Raw genomic sequence first — 16,200 nt, forward strand, 5'->3', positions numbered from 1 at the left:
CGGCCTTTTGCCTACAATGGCGCACTGTTTTCATGACTGCGACGGACTGGATGCCATGCTCGATCCCAAACTGCTGCGCGGTGACCTCGACGCGGTCGCCCAACGATTGGCCACGCGAGGCTTCGCCTTGGACACCGAGCGACTCGAGGCGCTGGAGTCCCGGCGTCGCGAGTTGCAAACGGCGACCGAGACCCTGCAGGGAGAGCGCAACAAACGTTCCAAGGCGATCGGCAAGGCCAAGGCCGCAGGCGAGGATATTCAGCCGCTGCTCGATGAGGTGAGCGATCTGGGTGACCGGCTCGATGCCGCCAAGAAAAGGCTTGCCGAGGTGCAGGGGGAGTGGGAAGACGTCGTCAGCGGCTTGCCGAACCTGCCTCATGAAAGCGTGCCGGTGGGCGACAACGAAGACGACAATGTCGAGCTGCATCGATGGGGCACGCCAGAGGCGCTGGCCTTCGCGCCGCGAGATCATGTCGACCTGGGTGCGCTGAAAGGCGATCTGGATTTCGATCTGGCGATCAAGTTGACCGGGGCGCGCTTTGCGGTAATGCGGGGCCCCATTGCGCGGCTGCACCGGGCGCTGACCCAGTTCATGCTCGACAAACAGACCCTCGAGCATGGCTACGAAGAGTGCTATGTCCCCTACATGGTCAATGAGGCGTCGCTATACGGTACCGGCCAGCTGCCCAAGTTCGGCGAGGACCTGTTCCGGTTGGACGATGAGCGGGGCTACCACTTGATTCCCACCGCCGAGGTGCCGCTGACCAACTTTGCGCGTGACGAGATCTTCGAGCACCAGGACTTGCCGGTGAAACTGACGGCGCACACCCCGTGCTTTCGTAGCGAAGCGGGCTCCCACGGTCGCGATACCCGTGGAATGATTCGCCAGCATCAGTTCGACAAGGTCGAGATGGTGCAGATGGTCGAGCCCGAACAGAGCTACGCGGCCCTGGAGGAAATGCGTGGTCATGCCGAGGCGATTCTACAGGCGCTGGCAATACCTTATCGCGTGGTGACGCTGTGTACCGGTGACATGGGCTTCGGTGCAGCCAAGACCTACGACATGGAGGTGTGGCTGCCGAGCCAGCATACCTACCGTGAGATCTCGTCGATTTCCAACTGCGAGGACTTCCAGGCGCGGCGCATGCAGGCGCGCTATCGGCATCCCGAACTCAAGAAACCGCAGTTGCTGCATACCCTCAACGGCTCCGGCCTGGCGGTAGGCCGCTGCTTGATCGCCGTGATGGAGAACTACCAGCGCGCCGACGGCTCGATCACTGTGCCTGAGGCGCTGCGTAACTATATGGGCGGGATCGAGGCGATTAATGCCTGACTTGGCTTCGCCCCGCCGCTGAAAGCTGGAGGAGCGGCGCTTCGCGCTTGGAAGAAGGAGTAAGTGGCAACCCCAACAGCGTTGGTGGGGTTGCGTCGTTATGGAGTCGTTAAATACGAGCTCAGGCTTCGTTCACTCACCGGATGCTTCGATTGCCCAGCTGACGCTCACGCCCGCCTCGATGGAGAGGGTACCCGGGCGGTACTCGGTTTGCGCGCCGCTCTCTCTGGCATCGGCGCTCATGGCCATCATGCGTGGCTGGAACTTTGGCGGAAGGGTCTCGCTCACGCTGATGACGTCGCCCAGCGTGATGCCCAGGGTCCTGGCCATCAGCGTTGCCTTGTGGCGGGCTTTCTCGAGGGCGGCGACCAGCGCCTGGTCGGTGGCAGCGTCGCGATCGGTTAGATCGTAGGTGATGCCGTCCAGCGCTTCGACGCCGGCTTCGGTCAGGGCATCGAGCAAGCGTGTCAACTGCTCCAGGTCGTCGATCTCGACATGAAAGGGCCGCTCCAGCCGAGTTCGGACCATCGGCTGGCCCTCGCCGTTGCCCAGGCGCGGGCCCGGGACATATTCCGGTTGTACGTTGAGCGAGCCGGCATTGATGTCGTCACTCGCCACGCCGGCGTCTTCCATCGTCTGGATCAGCTTAGCGGCGCGTTGCTCCAGGCTTTCGCGCGCATCACGCAATGCCTCGGGATCGCTACTTTGATTATCTTGCTGGGCAATCGCTGGGGTGCGCTCCCAGAGCCGGGCGTTGAGTGTGGCGCGATCCGGCACCGCTTCCTGCTGGGCCTCGGCCTGAACATCGAGACGTGGACGCGGCTCCTCGGCCATGGCAGTGGTCATCATCAAGGGGGACGCGACAAGCAGGCCGCCGAGTAAGATCTTGCGAAGGGGCGTGTTGCGAGGGAGCGTGGCGATGGTCATGGTCGAAAGGTTCCTTGCCGCAAGGCATGTTGAGGGTGGCGCGGTATCGGTGCCGCATGGTGTTTCGAGAACTGGGAATAATGCAGATCTATCCCCGCCGAAGTAAGGCCTGTAGCGAGGGTGTCCTCGAGGCAGGGATAAGGTTTGTGCCCAGGCCCTGCAAGCGGCATGATGGGCAATTCTCGGCTGGCAGGGATTTCCGGCATGGCGCTATCCAATGATGGGTCTACCAAGACCATTCCTCTCAACCTCATTCTGGCACTGGCCGCGCTGGTTATCATCATTACCGGCATGAAGGCTGGCTCGAGCCTATTGGTGCCCTTGTTGCTGGCGTTATTCATTGCCGTGGTCTGTACGGCACCCGTGCACTGGCTGACGCGGCTGGGGATGAGTCCAAAACTGGCAGTTTGGCTGACCCTGCTGGTGCTCGGTGGGCTGTTGTTATTGCTTGGTCTGCTGCTGGCAAACAGTTTCGGTACCTTCGTCGATGCTCTGCCAGGGATCGAACAGAAACTCTATCAGTACTACCTCGGTATTCTCGATAGCCTCGCTGCCATGGGGTTGGCCATCGATACCAACCGTCTGGCGGAGCTGCTGGATGCCGAGCAAATGGGAAGCTTTATTCCCACGCTGCTTGGTGAAGTGGGTAACCTGATGATGCAGAGCGTCATCGTGGCCTTGCTGGTGATGTTTCTGCTGTTTGAAACCATCAATTTCCGCACCAAGGTTTTCCTCGCCCTGGATGATCCGGCGCCAAGCCTGCGGCGGTTCCATGAGTTCAGCCTGACGCTCAAGCGTTACCTGGCGGTTAAGACAATGATCAGCCTGGTGACCGGCGCGCTGATCTGGATCGCATGCAAGGTAATCGGCGTCGAGTTTGCGCTGCTCTGGGCGGTGATGGCCTTCGCACTCAACTTTATCCCTAACATCGGTTCGGCCATCGCCGCCTTTCCCCCCGTGATGCTGTTGCTGGTGGCCCCCGACGGCGGTTTGCTCGATGCGATGCTGTTGGCGGCGGCCTATCTAGCTGTCAACTTCCTGCTGGGTAATATCGTCGAGCCCAGGGTCATGGGACGTGCCCTGGGGCTCTCGACCTTCGTGGCCTTTCTATCGCTGGTGGTCTGGGGCTGGATCTTCGGCGCCGTGGGCATGCTGCTGTCGGTGGTGCTGACCATGACGCTGAAGATTGCCCTGGACAGCCACCCCGAGACACGCTGGATCGCTCACCTGCTGGGGCCCGCGGACGGGCCGAAGCCCGAGAAGGCCGACCGGGCTCCACTGGAGCGCCTGGACGATACTGCCTGAGTCAACATGAAACGACATTGCCCTGGGCGAGCCGGGGCAATGTGAAAGGGCAGGTCGAAAACAGTGGGAAGCAGCGTTGCCGGATCAGGCGTTCTGTTCGATGAACTGCGAAAGCTGGGACTTGGACTGGGCGCCTACCAGGGACGCTACCTTGGTACCGGACTTGAACAGCATTACGGTAGGCACACCGCGTACCCCTTGCTCGGCGGCGATTTCTGGGGCGTCGTCGACGTTGATGCTGACGACCTTGAGGTTGCCGTCGCGCTCTTCGGCGACTTCATCGACCACCGGCGCCATTACCTTGCAGGGGCCGCACCAGGGGGCCCAGAACTTCAACAGGACCGGCGTTTCTGCCTTGAGAACTTCCTGCTCGAAATTAGCATTGGTGACATCGACGTTATTGGCCATGGGATTCTCCAGTTACGTTACGCTGCATCGAGCGGATCGGGACGACATGCCGACAGCATATCCGGTCGGCCGATGGTAGCGGTAGGCCGCGACGCTGGCAAATGCGACTGCGACGGTAAAACGATAGACAGTGGCTATCATGGTTAAGGCGATCGAGGCGTAGCCTCTGCTATCTTTTATGCTATTTAGTGATTACATTGTTTTATAATATACGTTACGTTCAGGTTTTAAGAAGCCGCATGTGACAGCGGCAGCAAGGAGTGGGGGTCGTCATGAAGCTTCAGCAGCTGCGTTATGTCTGGGAGGTCACGCGGCACAACCTCAATGTTTCGGCCACCGCCCAGAGTCTTTTCACTTCCCAACCGGGCATTTCCAAGCAGATCCGCTTGCTCGAGGACGAACTCGGCGTGGAGATCTTCGCCCGCAGCGGGAAGCACCTCACGCGTGTTACCCCAGCGGGGCAGTCGATCGTCGAACTGGCCGGCCAGGTGCTGCGTCTTACCGAGAACATCAAAGACGTTGCTCAGGAGCATAGCGACGAGCGCCGCGGCAGTTTATCGATCGCCACTACGCATACTCAGGCACGATACGCTCTCCCCCCGGTGATTCGCGAATTCACGCGCAAGTATCCTGACGTCGCTTTGCACATGCAACAGGGCACTCCGAAGCAGATTGCCCAAATGGTCAGCGATGGTCAGGCTGACTTCGCGATTGCTACCGAGTCGCTGGAACTGTTCAACGACCTGGTGCTTTTGCCCTGCTACCGCTGGAACCGTTGCCTGTTGGTACCGCAAGGGCATCCTTTGGCGGAGGAAAAGCCGCTGACACTCGAGGCCTTGGCGCGCTACCCTCTGGTGACCTACGTATTCGGGTTTACCGGCCGTTCCCAACTCGACGATGCTTTTCGCGCGAAGGGGCTTTCGCCCAATGTGGTGCTGACCGCCGCCGATGCGGATGTGATCAAGACTTATGTGCGTCTGGGCATGGGCGTGGGCATCGTCGCTCACATGGCGGTGGATCCCGAGCAGGATACCGATCTGGACGAACTTGAGGCGGGACACCTCTTCAAGAGCTCCACCACCAAGATCGGCATCCGTCGAGGGACCTTCATGCGCGGCTACATGTACGATTTCCTGCAGGGGTTCGCGACCCATCTGGAGCGTGACCTTGTTGATGCGGCCTTGGAGGCCGGACCGCGTCACGAGGAGGCGTTGTTCAGAGACATCACCTTGCCCGAGCGCTAAGGGGCTTTCGCTTTCCATCCAAGCGTTGGGCTCCTGATTCCCTCAACCCCATTAAGATTTGTGCCCTCAATGCTGAAGGTGCAGGCCACACTCGCGCTTCGCCTCGACCTTGGTGGGGTCGAAATAGTCGAAGTTGTTGGGCAGGTCGTGTGCCTGAAGGTACTGGTAGAGGTCGCGGGCATTCCAGTGAAGAAGCGGTGAGACCTTCAGCAGACCATTAGCGTTTCGGCTTACGGGCGCCATGCGGGCTCGCTCGGGAGTGTCTTCGGCACGCAGCGCGGTAAACCAGACATCCGGCGCCATCTCGCGCAGGGCGCGCTCGAAAGGCTCCAGCTTGACCTCGCGCGTAAAGGCTTCGTGGCGAGGATCATCGATCCCCGGCATGGCGCCTTCCAACGCCTCGCGATGGGCACGGGAACGCCGAGGCAGATAACTGACCAGATTGAGTCCAAGTCGCCGGATCAGAGCATCGGCAAAGCGGTAGGTTTCCTCGGTGTTGTAGCCGCTATCCATCCATACGATGGGGATGTCGGGTTGCTGGCGGGTGACCATATGCAGGATGACAGCTTCGAATGGACGAAAGTTGGTCGTGCATATCGGCCGTTTTCCCTGCCTGAGAGCCCAGCGAATCAGCGCCTCGGGATCATTGCCAAGCTCTTGATTAATTGAAACGAGCTCTTGGTTGACCGAGACGAGTTCCTGGTTGATCGAGTCGAGTGGTTGCGCCATCGGAGAGTTCCTAAAGTGGTGTGAAGCCAGTTTCCGCTACCCTAGCAAAGCTTGTCGGCGTTTCCCCAATACCGATTGATTGGATGTTTATTCTTTTGTCGACTATTTGAAGCTGTTTTTTATTCCATATTATGCTTTTTGTCCTCTGCAAGCGCGCCCATCAGATGGCGAATCTTGTCGAGTGTCTCATCGTATTCGTCTTCCCCTCGCGAGTCCGCCACCAGTCCGCCGCCGCCCCACAGGTGGAGGCGTCCCCGATCCGCCACTGCCGTACGGATGGCGATTGAGGTATCCATCCGTCCGCGCACGTCCACATAGCCCAGGCTGCCACAGTAGGCGCTGCGTCGGCTGGGCTCGAGCTCGTCGATGATCTGCATGGCCCGTAACTTGGGTGCGCCGGTAATCGATCCTCCGGGAAAGGCCGCCGCCAGAAGATCGAGAGGGCGTTCGTCCGGTCTCAGCTCGCCGGTCACTATGCTGACCAGGTGATGGACATTGGCATAGCTTTCCAGGGCGCAAAGCTGCGGGACCCGAACGCTACCCGGTCGACAGACGCGCCCCAGGTCGTTGCGTAGCAGGTCGACGATCATCACGTTTTCGGCCCGATCCTTGAGACTTGTCATCAATGAGTCTGCGAGTCGTTGGTCCTGTTCGGGCGTCGTGCCGCGGGGGCGAGTGCCCTTGATGGGACGCGCCTCGACCTTTGCTTCATGACAGCGAAGAAAGCGTTCCGGCGAAAGCGACAGAATCGCCTTGTCCTCCCAAGCCAGGAAACCCGAAAACGGAGTGGGCGTGGCCAGGCGCAGGCGTTGATAAGCGTCCCAAAGGTCTCCGCGAAAAGGGGCGCTGAAACGTTGAGACAGGTTGATCTGGTAGCAATCCCCATCACGAATATAGCGCTGAACGGCATTGAAACGCGCCAGATATTCCTTGCGGCTCAATTCGCCGCTAAACGGCTCAATGAGTCGAAAATCAGCCACAGGGGCGAGGCGTCGCTCGAGACGTCCGAGGACCTGAGCCTGTCGTTCAGGCGCGGCGACGAGCCAACTGGCCTGCTCATGGTGATCTTGAATCAACGCCCAGTCATATAGCCCAACTCGGCTCGCGGGCAGATCGACCACACGCCTTGCGCGTCCGGCAATCGGCTTCTGGTGGCAGCCAAGGTCATAGCCCCAGTAGCCGATCAGCCCGCCGAGAAACGGCAGGTCACTGTTCGGGAGATCGTGGGGCAATCCGTCGAGTAGCGCCTGCTGGACGTCGAAGGGAGCTTGGTCGTTGCCAGTCGAGTCGCTGCCTGGTGCATCGAAAGTGAGCAAGCTCAGTGGGTCACTGCTCAGGATATCGTAGCGACCGCCGGGAGCCGCGGGACGTCCACTATCGAGTAGCACGGCGCCGGGTCGGTCACGCAGCGCGGCGAAATAGCCCAGCGGATTTTCCTGATAGGGCAGTGGGATGATCTGGAGAGTGGGTGTCATCGACGCGTCTTTCCTGAACAGGCGCCTCATTCTAGGCATCGCAGCCTGGTTTGTCCCCCGAAGGGCGCGGGTTCACATGGACGCCATATCAACGTCTTTCGGTGGATTGTCTACAACCAAAGATGTAGATGACCCCTGTATGTCGTGGTTGACCCGCACAAAGGCAGTGATTACAGTTTCTTCACTTCCCGATTGTCGACAATTTCAATGAACTTAAACTTACCCGAACAAGCCACTCCCGAAATTCGCACCCTGGCCGAGCGAGTCTTCCATCAGCTCCAGGATGCCATCGTACGTGGTGAGTTGCCTCCGGGCAGCAAGATCACCGAGCCGGGTCTGTCCCGGGCCTATGGCATCTCACGAGGGCCCTTGCGCGAGGCCATGCGTCGCCTCGAAGCTCATCGGTTGATCGAGCGGGTGCCGCATGTGGGCGCGCGCGTGGTCAAGCTTTCGGTCAAGGAGCTGCTAGAGCTGTTTGACCTGCGCGAGGCATTGGAGAGCATGGCGGCTCGGCTTGCCGCCGAGCACATGAGTGCTGAGCAAATCGCTGGGCTGCGCGATGTGCTGGCGGTCCACGAGCAGCAGAGTGACTTCAAGCGCGGTGAGGCCTATTACCAGCGAGAAGGCGATCTGGACTTTCACTATCTCATCGTTCAAGGCAGCCAGAATCGTATGCTGATGACGTTGCTCTGTGACGATCTCTACTATCTCGTGCGCCTTTACCGAACCCAGTTCAGTGCCAGTGGCACTCGCCCCCAGCGTGCCTTCGTGGAGCACCATCGTATTATCGATGCCATCGAGGCTGGGGATGCCGAACTTGCCGAACTGTTGATGCGCCGCCACCTCAGCGCCTCCCGCGCCAACGTGGTCGAGCGCTATGCCGCGATACTCGAACCGAATGCCCCGACGCCGGTTACCTGAGACCCGCCGGATATTGTTGCCGAATCACTGAGGACCCATGCATGCATCCATCAACTCCCGGCGGCCGTTTTCGTGCTGCTCTCAACGCCCACCGGCCGCTGCCGATCGTCGGCACCATCAACGCCTATACCGCCATGATGGCCGAGCGCGTCGGCCATCCGGCGATCTATCTGTCCGGTGGTGGCGTGGCCAATGCCTCGTTCGGTCTGCCGGATCTGGGCATGACCACCATGAATGATGTGGTCGAGGACGCGCACCGCATCTGCGGTGCCACCGACCTGCCGTTGCTGGTGGACATCGACACCGGCTGGGGCGGTGCCTTCAATATCGCCCGCACCGTCAAGGAAATGCAGCGAGCTGGGGTGGCCGCCGTGCATCTCGAGGATCAGGTGGCCCAGAAGCGCTGCGGGCATCGTCCCAACAAGGCGATCGTGACGCAGGCTGAAATGGTCGATCGCATCAAGGCCGCGGCCGATGCTCGCTTCGATCCGGGCTTCACTTTGATCGCCCGCACCGACGCGTTCCAGAAGGAGGGTCTCGAGGCGGCCATCGAGCGGGCCAATGCCTGCGTCGAGGCTGGTGCCGATGGCATCTTCGCCGAAGCGGTTCATACCCTGGAGGACTACCGTGCCTTCTGTCAGCAGGTTGATGCACCGATCCTCGCCAATATTACTGAGTTCGGCGCCACACCGCTGTTTACCCAGCAGGAGCTGGGGCAGGTGGGCTGTCGCATGGTCCTTTATCCGCTGTCGGCGTTTCGCGCTATGAATGCCGCAGCGCTCAAGGTCTACCAGAGCATTCACGACAACGGTCACCAGCGCGAGGTGGTCGAGCTGATGCAGACCCGCGACGAGCTTTATGACTTCCTCGACTACCACGCCTTCGAGCACAAACTCGATGCGCTTTTCCGGGCAGATGACGACGAGTCCAGCACCGCGACGTAAGACGATTTGACCTTGTTAGCGACCCTCATCGATTCAACAGGAGACACGACATGGCAGAAAAACCCATCGGTGGTGCCGGCCTGCGTGGCCAAAGTGCCGGAAGCACGGCACTTTGTACCGTCGGGCAGACCGGTTCAGGGCTAACGTATCGCGGTTTCGACATCGAGGTGCTGGCCGAAAAAGCGCGTTTCGAGGAAGTGGCGTATCTGCTGTTCAAGGGCAAGCTGCCAAACCAGGCAGAGCTCGACGCCTATATCGCCAAGCTCAAGGGGTTGCGCGGCCTGCCCCAGGCGCTCAAGACCGTGTTGGAGCAGATTCCGGCCAATGCCCATCCCATGGACGTGATGCGTACTGGCGCTTCCATGCTCGGTAATCTGGAAACCGAAGAGCGCTTCGATCAGCAGCAGGATGTCTCTGATCGCTTGTTAGCTGTGCTGCCCTCGATCATCTGCTACTGGTACCGTTACTCCCACGATGGCGTGCGCATCGACACCGAGACCGACGACGAGTCTGTGGGGGCGCACTTCCTGCACCTGCTGCGGGACCAGGCGCCAAGTGAGTTGCATGCCCGAGTCATGAACGTCTCGCTGATTCTCTATGCCGAGCACGAATTCAATGCCTCGACCTTCGCTGCGCGGGTCTGTGCCTCGACCCTGTCCGACATGCACTCCTGCGTGACGGGCGCCATTGGTACGCTGCGCGGCCCTCTTCACGGTGGCGCCAACGAGGCGGCCATGGCGATGATCGAGCACTGGCAGTCCACGGACGAGGCCGAGCGCGAGATCCTGGGCAAGCTCGAACGCAAGGAGAAGATCATGGGGTTCGGACATGCAGTCTACCGCGAGTCCGACCCGCGCAATGCCATCATCAAGCACTGGTCAAAGCGCCTGGCCGACGATGTGGGCGACAGCGTGCTCTATCCGGTCTCAGAGCGCGTCGAGGCGGTGATGTGGCGCGAGAAGAAACTCTTCTGCAATGCCGACTTCTTCCATGCCAGTGCTTACTACTTCATGGATATCCCCACCAAGCTGTTCACTCCGATCTTCGTCTGCTCGCGGGTCACCGGCTGGTGCGCCCATGTCTTCGAGCAGCGCGAGAACAACCGCATCATTCGCCCCAGCGCCGACTATACCGGTCCGGAAAAGAGCGAGTGGGTCCCCATTGAACAGCGTGACTGAGCGACGCCATGAATACTGACTACCGCAAGCCCCTGCCGGGCACCGACCTCGACTATTTCGACACCCGCGAGGCTGTCGAAGCTATCCAGCCTGGTGCCTACGCCAGACTTCCCTACACCTCGCGGGTGCTGGCCGAAAACCTCGTGCGCCGCTGCGATCCCGACATGCTTACCGATGCCCTCACGCAGCTGATCGAGTGCCGGCGGGATCTGGATTTCCCCTGGTTCCCGGCTCGCGTGGTGTGTCATGACATCCTCGGCCAGACCGCGCTGGTCGATCTGGCGGGGCTGCGCGACGCCATCGCCGAGAAGGGTGGCGACCCGGCCAAGGTCAATCCGGTGGTGCCGACCCAGTTGATCGTCGACCATTCTCTTGCCGTCGAGCATGCCGGCTCCGACAAGGAGGCCTTCGCGAAGAACCGCGCCATCGAGGATCGCCGCAACGAGGACCGTTTCCATTTCATCGACTGGACCAAGAAGGCCTTCAAGAACGTCGATGTTATCCCGCCAGGCAACGGCATCATGCACCAGATCAACCTGGAGCGAATGTCGCCGGTGATTCAGGTGCGCCCGGATGAGCACGGAAAGCGCGTGGCCTTCCCGGACACCCTGGTCGGGACCGACAGCCACACCCCCATGGTCGATGCCCTCGGGGTCATCGCCGTCGGCGTCGGCGGGCTCGAGGCCGAAAGCGTGATGCTGGGGCGGGCTTCGTGGATGCGCTTGCCGGACATCATCGGCGTGGAGCTGACCGGTAAGCCCAGGTCTGGCATCACCGCCACCGATATCGTCTTGGCGATCACCGAGTTTCTGCGCAATGCCAAGGTGGTCTCGGCGTACCTGGAGTTCTTCGGCGAAGGGGCGGCTCACCTGACGCTTGGCGACCGCGCCACCATCTCCAATATGACGCCCGAATTCGGCGCCACCGCGGCGATGTTCTACATCGACCAGCAGACGCTCGATTACTTGAAGCTGACCGGTCGTGAAGACGACCAGATCAAGCTGGTGGAGACGTACGCGAAGCAGGCGGGCCTGTGGGCAGACAGCCTGGAAAACGCCGAATACGAGCGTGTGTTGACCTTCGATCTCTCCAGCGTGGAGCGCACCATCGCCGGTCCCAGCAACCCGCATAGCCGGGTCGCCACCCGGGACCTGGCGGCACGTGGAATTTCCGGCAAGGTGGAGAACGAGCCCGGCCTGATGCCCGACGGCGCCGTGATCATCGCCGCAATCACCAGCTGCACCAATACCAGTAACCCGCGCAACATGATCGCCGCGGGTCTCATGGCGCGCAACGCCAACGCGCGTGGGCTGACGCGCAAGCCGTGGGTGAAGAGTTCGCTGGCCCCCGGCTCCAAGACCGTTCAGCTCTACCTGGAAGAGGCCGGTCTGCTGTCGGAGTTGGAAACGCTCGGCTTCGGTGTGGTCGCCTTTGCCTGCACGACGTGCAATGGCATGAGCGGCGCCCTGGACCCGGTGATCCAGAAGGAGCTGGTGGAGCGCGACCTTTATTCGACTGCGGTGCTGTCCGGCAATCGCAACTTCGATGGCCGTATCCATCCCTACGCCAAGCAGGCCTTCCTGGCCTCGCCGCCGCTGGTGGTCGCCTACGCCATCGCCGGAACCATTCGCTTCGATATCGAGAAGGACGTTCTGGGCACGGATCACGCCGGTAACCCCGTCACGTTGATGGACCTCTGGCCGAGCGATGAAGAAATCGACGCCATCGTCGCCGAAAGCGTCAAGCCCCAGCACTATCGCGACGTCTACATTCCGATGTTCGAGGTGAAGGCCGACAGCGGCCCGCAGGTCGAGCCGCTGTACGACTGGCGCCCGCAGAGCACCTACATTCGTCGTCCGCCTTACTGGGACAAGGAGGGGGACGGCGCGCTTGGCGGCGAGCGTACGCTCAAGGGCATGCGGCCGCTGGCGGTGCTGGGTGACAACATCACCACCGACCATCTGTCGCCGTCGAATGCCATCATGGCCGACAGTGCGGCCGGCGAGTACCTGGCGAAGATGGGCCTGCCGGAGGAGGACTTCAACTCCTATGCGACCCACCGCGGCGACCATCTGACGGCGTTGCGCGCGACCTTCGCCAACCCGAAGCTGCGCAACGAAATGGCGCAGCAGGAGGGTGAGGTCAAGCAAGGCTCCTTGGCGCGCCTCGAGCCGGAAGGCGACGTGACGCGCATGTGGGAAGCCATCGAAACCTACATGAAGCGCAAGCAGCCGCTGATCATCGTCGCCGGTGCCGACTACGGTCAGGGCTCGTCTCGCGACTGGGCCGCCAAGGGCGTGCGCCTGGCCGGGGTCGAAGCCATCGTCGCCGAAGGCTTCGAGCGTATCCATCGCACCAACCTGCTAGGCATGGGTGTCCTGCCGCTGGAATTCACGCCGGGCACGACGCGCAAGACGCTGGCAATCGACGGCACCGAGACCTATGACGTGATCGGCGAGTTCAAGCCTCGCAATACCCTGACTCTGATCATCCATCGCCGGAATGGCGAGCGCTTGGAAGTGCCGGTGATCTGCCGTCTGGATACCCAGGAAGAAGTCTCGATCTACTCTGCGGGGGGAGTGCTACAGCGCTTTGCCCAGGACTTTCTCGAATCGGAGGCGGTGGCATGAGGATACCCATGTCCCACGAACCTCAGGTCAGGATTCCCGCCACGTACATGCGTGGCGGTACCAGCAAGGGCGTGTTCTTTCGTTGGCAGGATCTGCCCGACGTTGTCCAGTCGCCTGGCGCTGCGCGCGATGCCTTGCTGCTGCGGGTGATCGGCAGTCCCGATCCCTACGCCAAGCACACCGATGGCATGGGCGGGGGCACCTCGAGCACCAGTAAGGCGGTGATCCTGTCGAGAAGCGAGAGTCACGATCACGATGTCGACTATCTGTTCGGCCAGGTCGCCATCGACAAGGCCTTCGTCGACTGGAGTGGCAACTGCGGCAATCTCTCGGCGGCAGTGGGTCCCTTTGCGATCAGCAACGGCCTGGTCGACACCCGCCGCATTCCCGAGAACGGTGTGGCCACGGTGCGAATCTGGCAGGCCAATATCGGTAAGACGATCGTCTCGCATGTCCCCATCACCCACGGTGAGGTGCAGGAAACCGGCGACTTCGAGTTGGATGGCGTGACCTTCCCGGCAGCCGAGGTGCCGGTCGAGTTCATGGACCCGGCCGACGGCGATGGGGCGCTATTTCCTACCGGCAACCGTGTCGATGACCTGGATGTACCCGGCCTCGGTGCCATACAGGCCACCATGATCAATGCCGGTATCCCGACCATCTTCGTGAACGCTAAGGAGATCGGCTACACCGGCATCGAGCTTCAGGAGATGATCAATAATGATGCTGGGGCACTTGCGAGATTCGAGTCGATTCGTGCCGCGGGATCGGTGCGCATGGGCCTGATCGCTCATGTTGATGAGGCCCTCAACCGTCAGCACACCCCGAAGGTGGCCTTTGTCGCCAAGCCGGCCGATTACATTGCCTCGAGCGGCAAGTCAGTGTCTGCTGCCGAGGTGGATCTGCTGGTGCGCGCAGTATCGATGGGCAAGCTGCATCACGCCATGATGGGCACTGCCGCTGTGGCCATCGCGACCGCTGCAGCTATCCCCGGCACCTTGGTTAACCACGCGGCCGGCGGTGGGGACCGTACCTCGGTCTGCTTCGGTCATCCCTCTGGCACGCTGAGGGTCGGCGCCCAGGCCACTCAGGTCGACGGCGAATGGAGGGTGGACAAGGTGGTGATGAGCCGCAGTGCACGAGTGCTGATGGAGGGATGGGTTCGGGTGCCCGGTGATGTCTTCTGAGGTGCGCTAGGCTGAAGTCAACATTGTGCTTAACCATGTTCCCGGCGCCCTATCTATTCTCAGGGTCCTATCCATAGCAGGAGCAGAGTCAATGAGTGCTACTGTCGAAACCAACGTCCGCCCGGACTACGACATCGAGCTGCAGAAAATTGCCGACTACGTACTCGATTACCGGATCGAGAGCAGTGAGGCACTGGACACCGCCCGCAACTGCCTGATGGACACCCTGGGCTGCGGCTTGTTGGCGCTGCGCTTTCCCGAGTGCACCAAGCATCTGGGGCCGCTAGTGGAAGGTACCACCGTGCCGCACGGTGCCCGTGTGCCCGGCACCTCCTTCCGGCTTGACCCCGTAAAGGCTGCCTGGGACATCGGCACCATCATCCGCTGGCTCGACTACAACGACACCTGGCTTGCCGCCGAATGGGGCCATCCCTCCGATAACCTGGGTGGCATCCTCGCCGTGGCCGATCACCTTTCCCAGCAGCGTATCGGCCAGGGGGAAGCGCCACTGACCGTGCGCGATGTACTGGAAGCCATGGTCATGGCCCATGAGATCCAGGGCGTGCTGGCACTCGACAACTCCTTCAACCGTGTCGGCCTCGATCATGTGGTGCTGGTCAAGGTGGCCTCTACCGCCGTGGTCGCCAGGATGATGGGCGCCAACCGCGAGCAGCTGCTCTCAGCGCTCTCCCATGCCTGGGTCGACGGTCAAAGCCTGCGAACCTATCGTCATGCGCCGAACGCTGGGTCGCGCAAGAGCTGGGCAGCCGGTGATGCCACGTCACGTGGCGTGCGCCTGGCCGACATCGCCATGCGCGGCGAGATGGGCATCCCCGGGGCGCTCTCGGCGCCGCAATGGGGCTTCTACGATATTCTCTTCAGTCATACCAACAAGGATCTGGCGACCAAGCCCGAGTCAGAGCGCAAATTCAGCTTCCAGCGCGAGTTCGGCAGCTACGTGATGGAGAACGTGTTGTTCAAGATCTCCTTTCCGGCGGAATTTCACTCCCAGACCGCCTGCGAGGCGGCGGTGACCTTGCATCCGCAGGTCAAGGATCGACTGGACGAGATCGACAGGATCGTGCTGACCACGCACGATTCGGCGATTCGTATCATCTCCAAATCGGGTGCTCTCGCCAATCCCGCCGACCGCGATCACTGCCTTCAGTATATGACGGCCGTGCCGCTGGCCTTCGGCAGCCTGGTAGCTGAACATTATGAGGATACGTTCCACGAGGCCAATCCGGTCATCGATGAACTACGCAACAAGATGGAAGTCGTCGAGGATGAGCGTTATTCACGGGATTATCACGACCCCGAGAAGCGCTCCATCGCCAACGCCATTCAGGTGTTCTTTCGTGATGGCACCTCCACCGAGCGGGTTGAGGTCGAATATCCGCTGGGTCATCGCCGCCGCCGTGCCGAAGGTATCCCGGCGCTGGAAGACAAGTTCAAGCATAATCTGGCCACTCGATTCCCGGCGGGTCGCTGCGAGATGATCTTCCAGCTCTGCAAGGATCAGGAACGCCTGGAAAGTACGCCAGTCAACAGGTTCGTCGACCTTCTGGTGATTTGAAGCCAGAGGTCTTGGCGTTTTCACAGAAGGTGGGCTATATTTTCTCATGGCCTACTCTTGCATTAGCGCGACTGGCATCGTAGGATACGCATCCGCTGCCGGGGACGGAGAACGTTTCCGGCGGTGGAGGCGGACGAAGTGGTTGTTTTTCCTGAGGTTGGACGCGATTGGCAAGACAGATCGAATTGCCTCGGGGGTTGACATTCCCGCCGAACTCGGTAGACTACGCCTTCCTCGTCGGGCGCTGGCAGTGACCAGCAACAGCGAGCCGCTCTTTAACAATCGATCAGGTAATTCATGTGGGCGCTTGCCGATGTGTCAGTGACCAGTCACTGAGATATCA

At 60.9% G+C, this 16,200-nt stretch carries 13 protein-coding genes; 9 read left to right on the top strand and 4 right to left on the bottom strand.

What is annotated here, in order from left to right; genetic code table 11:
* Positions 1 to 55: 55 nt before the first annotated feature.
* Positions 56 to 1,333, top strand: a complete 1,278-nt coding sequence (gene serS, locus KG088_RS12325) for a serine--tRNA ligase (RefSeq protein ID WP_213825824.1) — start codon at positions 56 to 58, stop codon at positions 1,331 to 1,333.
* 132 nt (positions 1,334 to 1,465) lie between these two features.
* On the opposite strand, the gene KG088_RS12330 is transcribed toward serS, so the two are convergent.
* Complete coding sequence (locus KG088_RS12330) at positions 1,466 to 2,260, bottom strand: SIMPL domain-containing protein (RefSeq protein ID WP_213825825.1); 795 nt, start codon at positions 2,258 to 2,260, stop codon at positions 1,466 to 1,468.
* Positions 2,261 to 2,464: 204 nt separating this feature from the next.
* On the opposite strand from KG088_RS12330, the gene KG088_RS12335 reads away from it, so the two are divergent.
* Positions 2,465 to 3,565: an AI-2E family transporter gene (locus KG088_RS12335; RefSeq protein ID WP_213825826.1), complete on the top strand. Its 1,101-nt coding sequence runs from the start codon at positions 2,465 to 2,467 to the stop codon at positions 3,563 to 3,565.
* Between the two features lie 84 nt (positions 3,566 to 3,649).
* Here the strand turns inward: KG088_RS12335 and trxA are convergent, their stop codons facing one another.
* On the bottom strand, positions 3,650 to 3,973 hold the full coding sequence (trxA, locus tag KG088_RS12340) for a thioredoxin (RefSeq protein ID WP_089794835.1): 324 nt from the start codon (positions 3,971 to 3,973) through the stop codon (positions 3,650 to 3,652).
* Between the two features lie 272 nt (positions 3,974 to 4,245).
* On the opposite strand from trxA, the gene cysB reads away from it, so the two are divergent.
* Complete coding sequence (cysB, locus tag KG088_RS12345) at positions 4,246 to 5,217, top strand: HTH-type transcriptional regulator CysB (protein WP_213825827.1); 972 nt, start codon at positions 4,246 to 4,248, stop codon at positions 5,215 to 5,217.
* 66 nt (positions 5,218 to 5,283) lie between these two features.
* On the opposite strand, the gene KG088_RS12350 is transcribed toward cysB, so the two are convergent.
* On the bottom strand, positions 5,284 to 5,946 hold the full coding sequence (locus KG088_RS12350) for a phosphoadenosine phosphosulfate reductase domain-containing protein (protein ID WP_213825828.1): 663 nt from the start codon (positions 5,944 to 5,946) through the stop codon (positions 5,284 to 5,286).
* Positions 5,947 to 6,065: 119 nt separating this feature from the next.
* Positions 6,066 to 7,421, bottom strand: coding sequence for an aminodeoxychorismate synthase component I (pabB, locus tag KG088_RS12355; protein ID WP_213825829.1), 1,356 nt, complete (start codon positions 7,419 to 7,421; stop codon positions 6,066 to 6,068).
* A gap of 207 nt (positions 7,422 to 7,628) precedes the next feature.
* On the opposite strand from pabB, the gene KG088_RS12360 reads away from it, so the two are divergent.
* The 6 genes from KG088_RS12360 to prpD all read left to right on the top strand — a co-directional run bounded on the left by KG088_RS12360 (position 7,629) and on the right by prpD (position 15,857).
* A complete protein-coding gene (locus tag KG088_RS12360) occupies positions 7,629 to 8,342 on the top strand; it encodes a GntR family transcriptional regulator (RefSeq protein WP_213825830.1) in 714 nt (237 codons plus the stop codon).
* 41 nt (positions 8,343 to 8,383) lie between these two features.
* Complete coding sequence (prpB, locus tag KG088_RS12365) at positions 8,384 to 9,286, top strand: methylisocitrate lyase (protein WP_213825831.1); 903 nt, start codon at positions 8,384 to 8,386, stop codon at positions 9,284 to 9,286.
* A 50-nt stretch (positions 9,287 to 9,336) separates the two neighbouring features.
* Positions 9,337 to 10,464, top strand: coding sequence for a bifunctional 2-methylcitrate synthase/citrate synthase (prpC, locus tag KG088_RS12370; protein ID WP_213825832.1), 1,128 nt, complete (start codon positions 9,337 to 9,339; stop codon positions 10,462 to 10,464).
* Between the two features lie 8 nt (positions 10,465 to 10,472).
* Positions 10,473 to 13,094, top strand: a complete 2,622-nt coding sequence (acnD, locus tag KG088_RS12375; RefSeq protein WP_213825833.1) for a Fe/S-dependent 2-methylisocitrate dehydratase AcnD — start codon at positions 10,473 to 10,475, stop codon at positions 13,092 to 13,094.
* 8 nt (positions 13,095 to 13,102) lie between these two features.
* Positions 13,103 to 14,281 carry a 2-methylaconitate cis-trans isomerase PrpF gene (gene prpF, locus KG088_RS12380; protein ID WP_213825834.1) on the top strand — a complete coding sequence of 393 codons (1,179 nt, stop codon included), beginning with the start codon at positions 13,103 to 13,105 and terminating at the stop codon, positions 14,279 to 14,281.
* 91 nt (positions 14,282 to 14,372) lie between these two features.
* On the top strand, positions 14,373 to 15,857 hold the full coding sequence (gene prpD / locus KG088_RS12385; RefSeq protein ID WP_213825835.1) for a 2-methylcitrate dehydratase: 1,485 nt from the start codon (positions 14,373 to 14,375) through the stop codon (positions 15,855 to 15,857).
* Positions 15,858 to 16,200: the final 343 nt, after the last annotated feature.

The sequence above is a fragment of the Halomonas jincaotanensis genome (assembly GCF_018448785.1).
Classification (GTDB): Bacteria; Pseudomonadota; Gammaproteobacteria; order Pseudomonadales; family Halomonadaceae; genus Halomonas; species Halomonas jincaotanensis.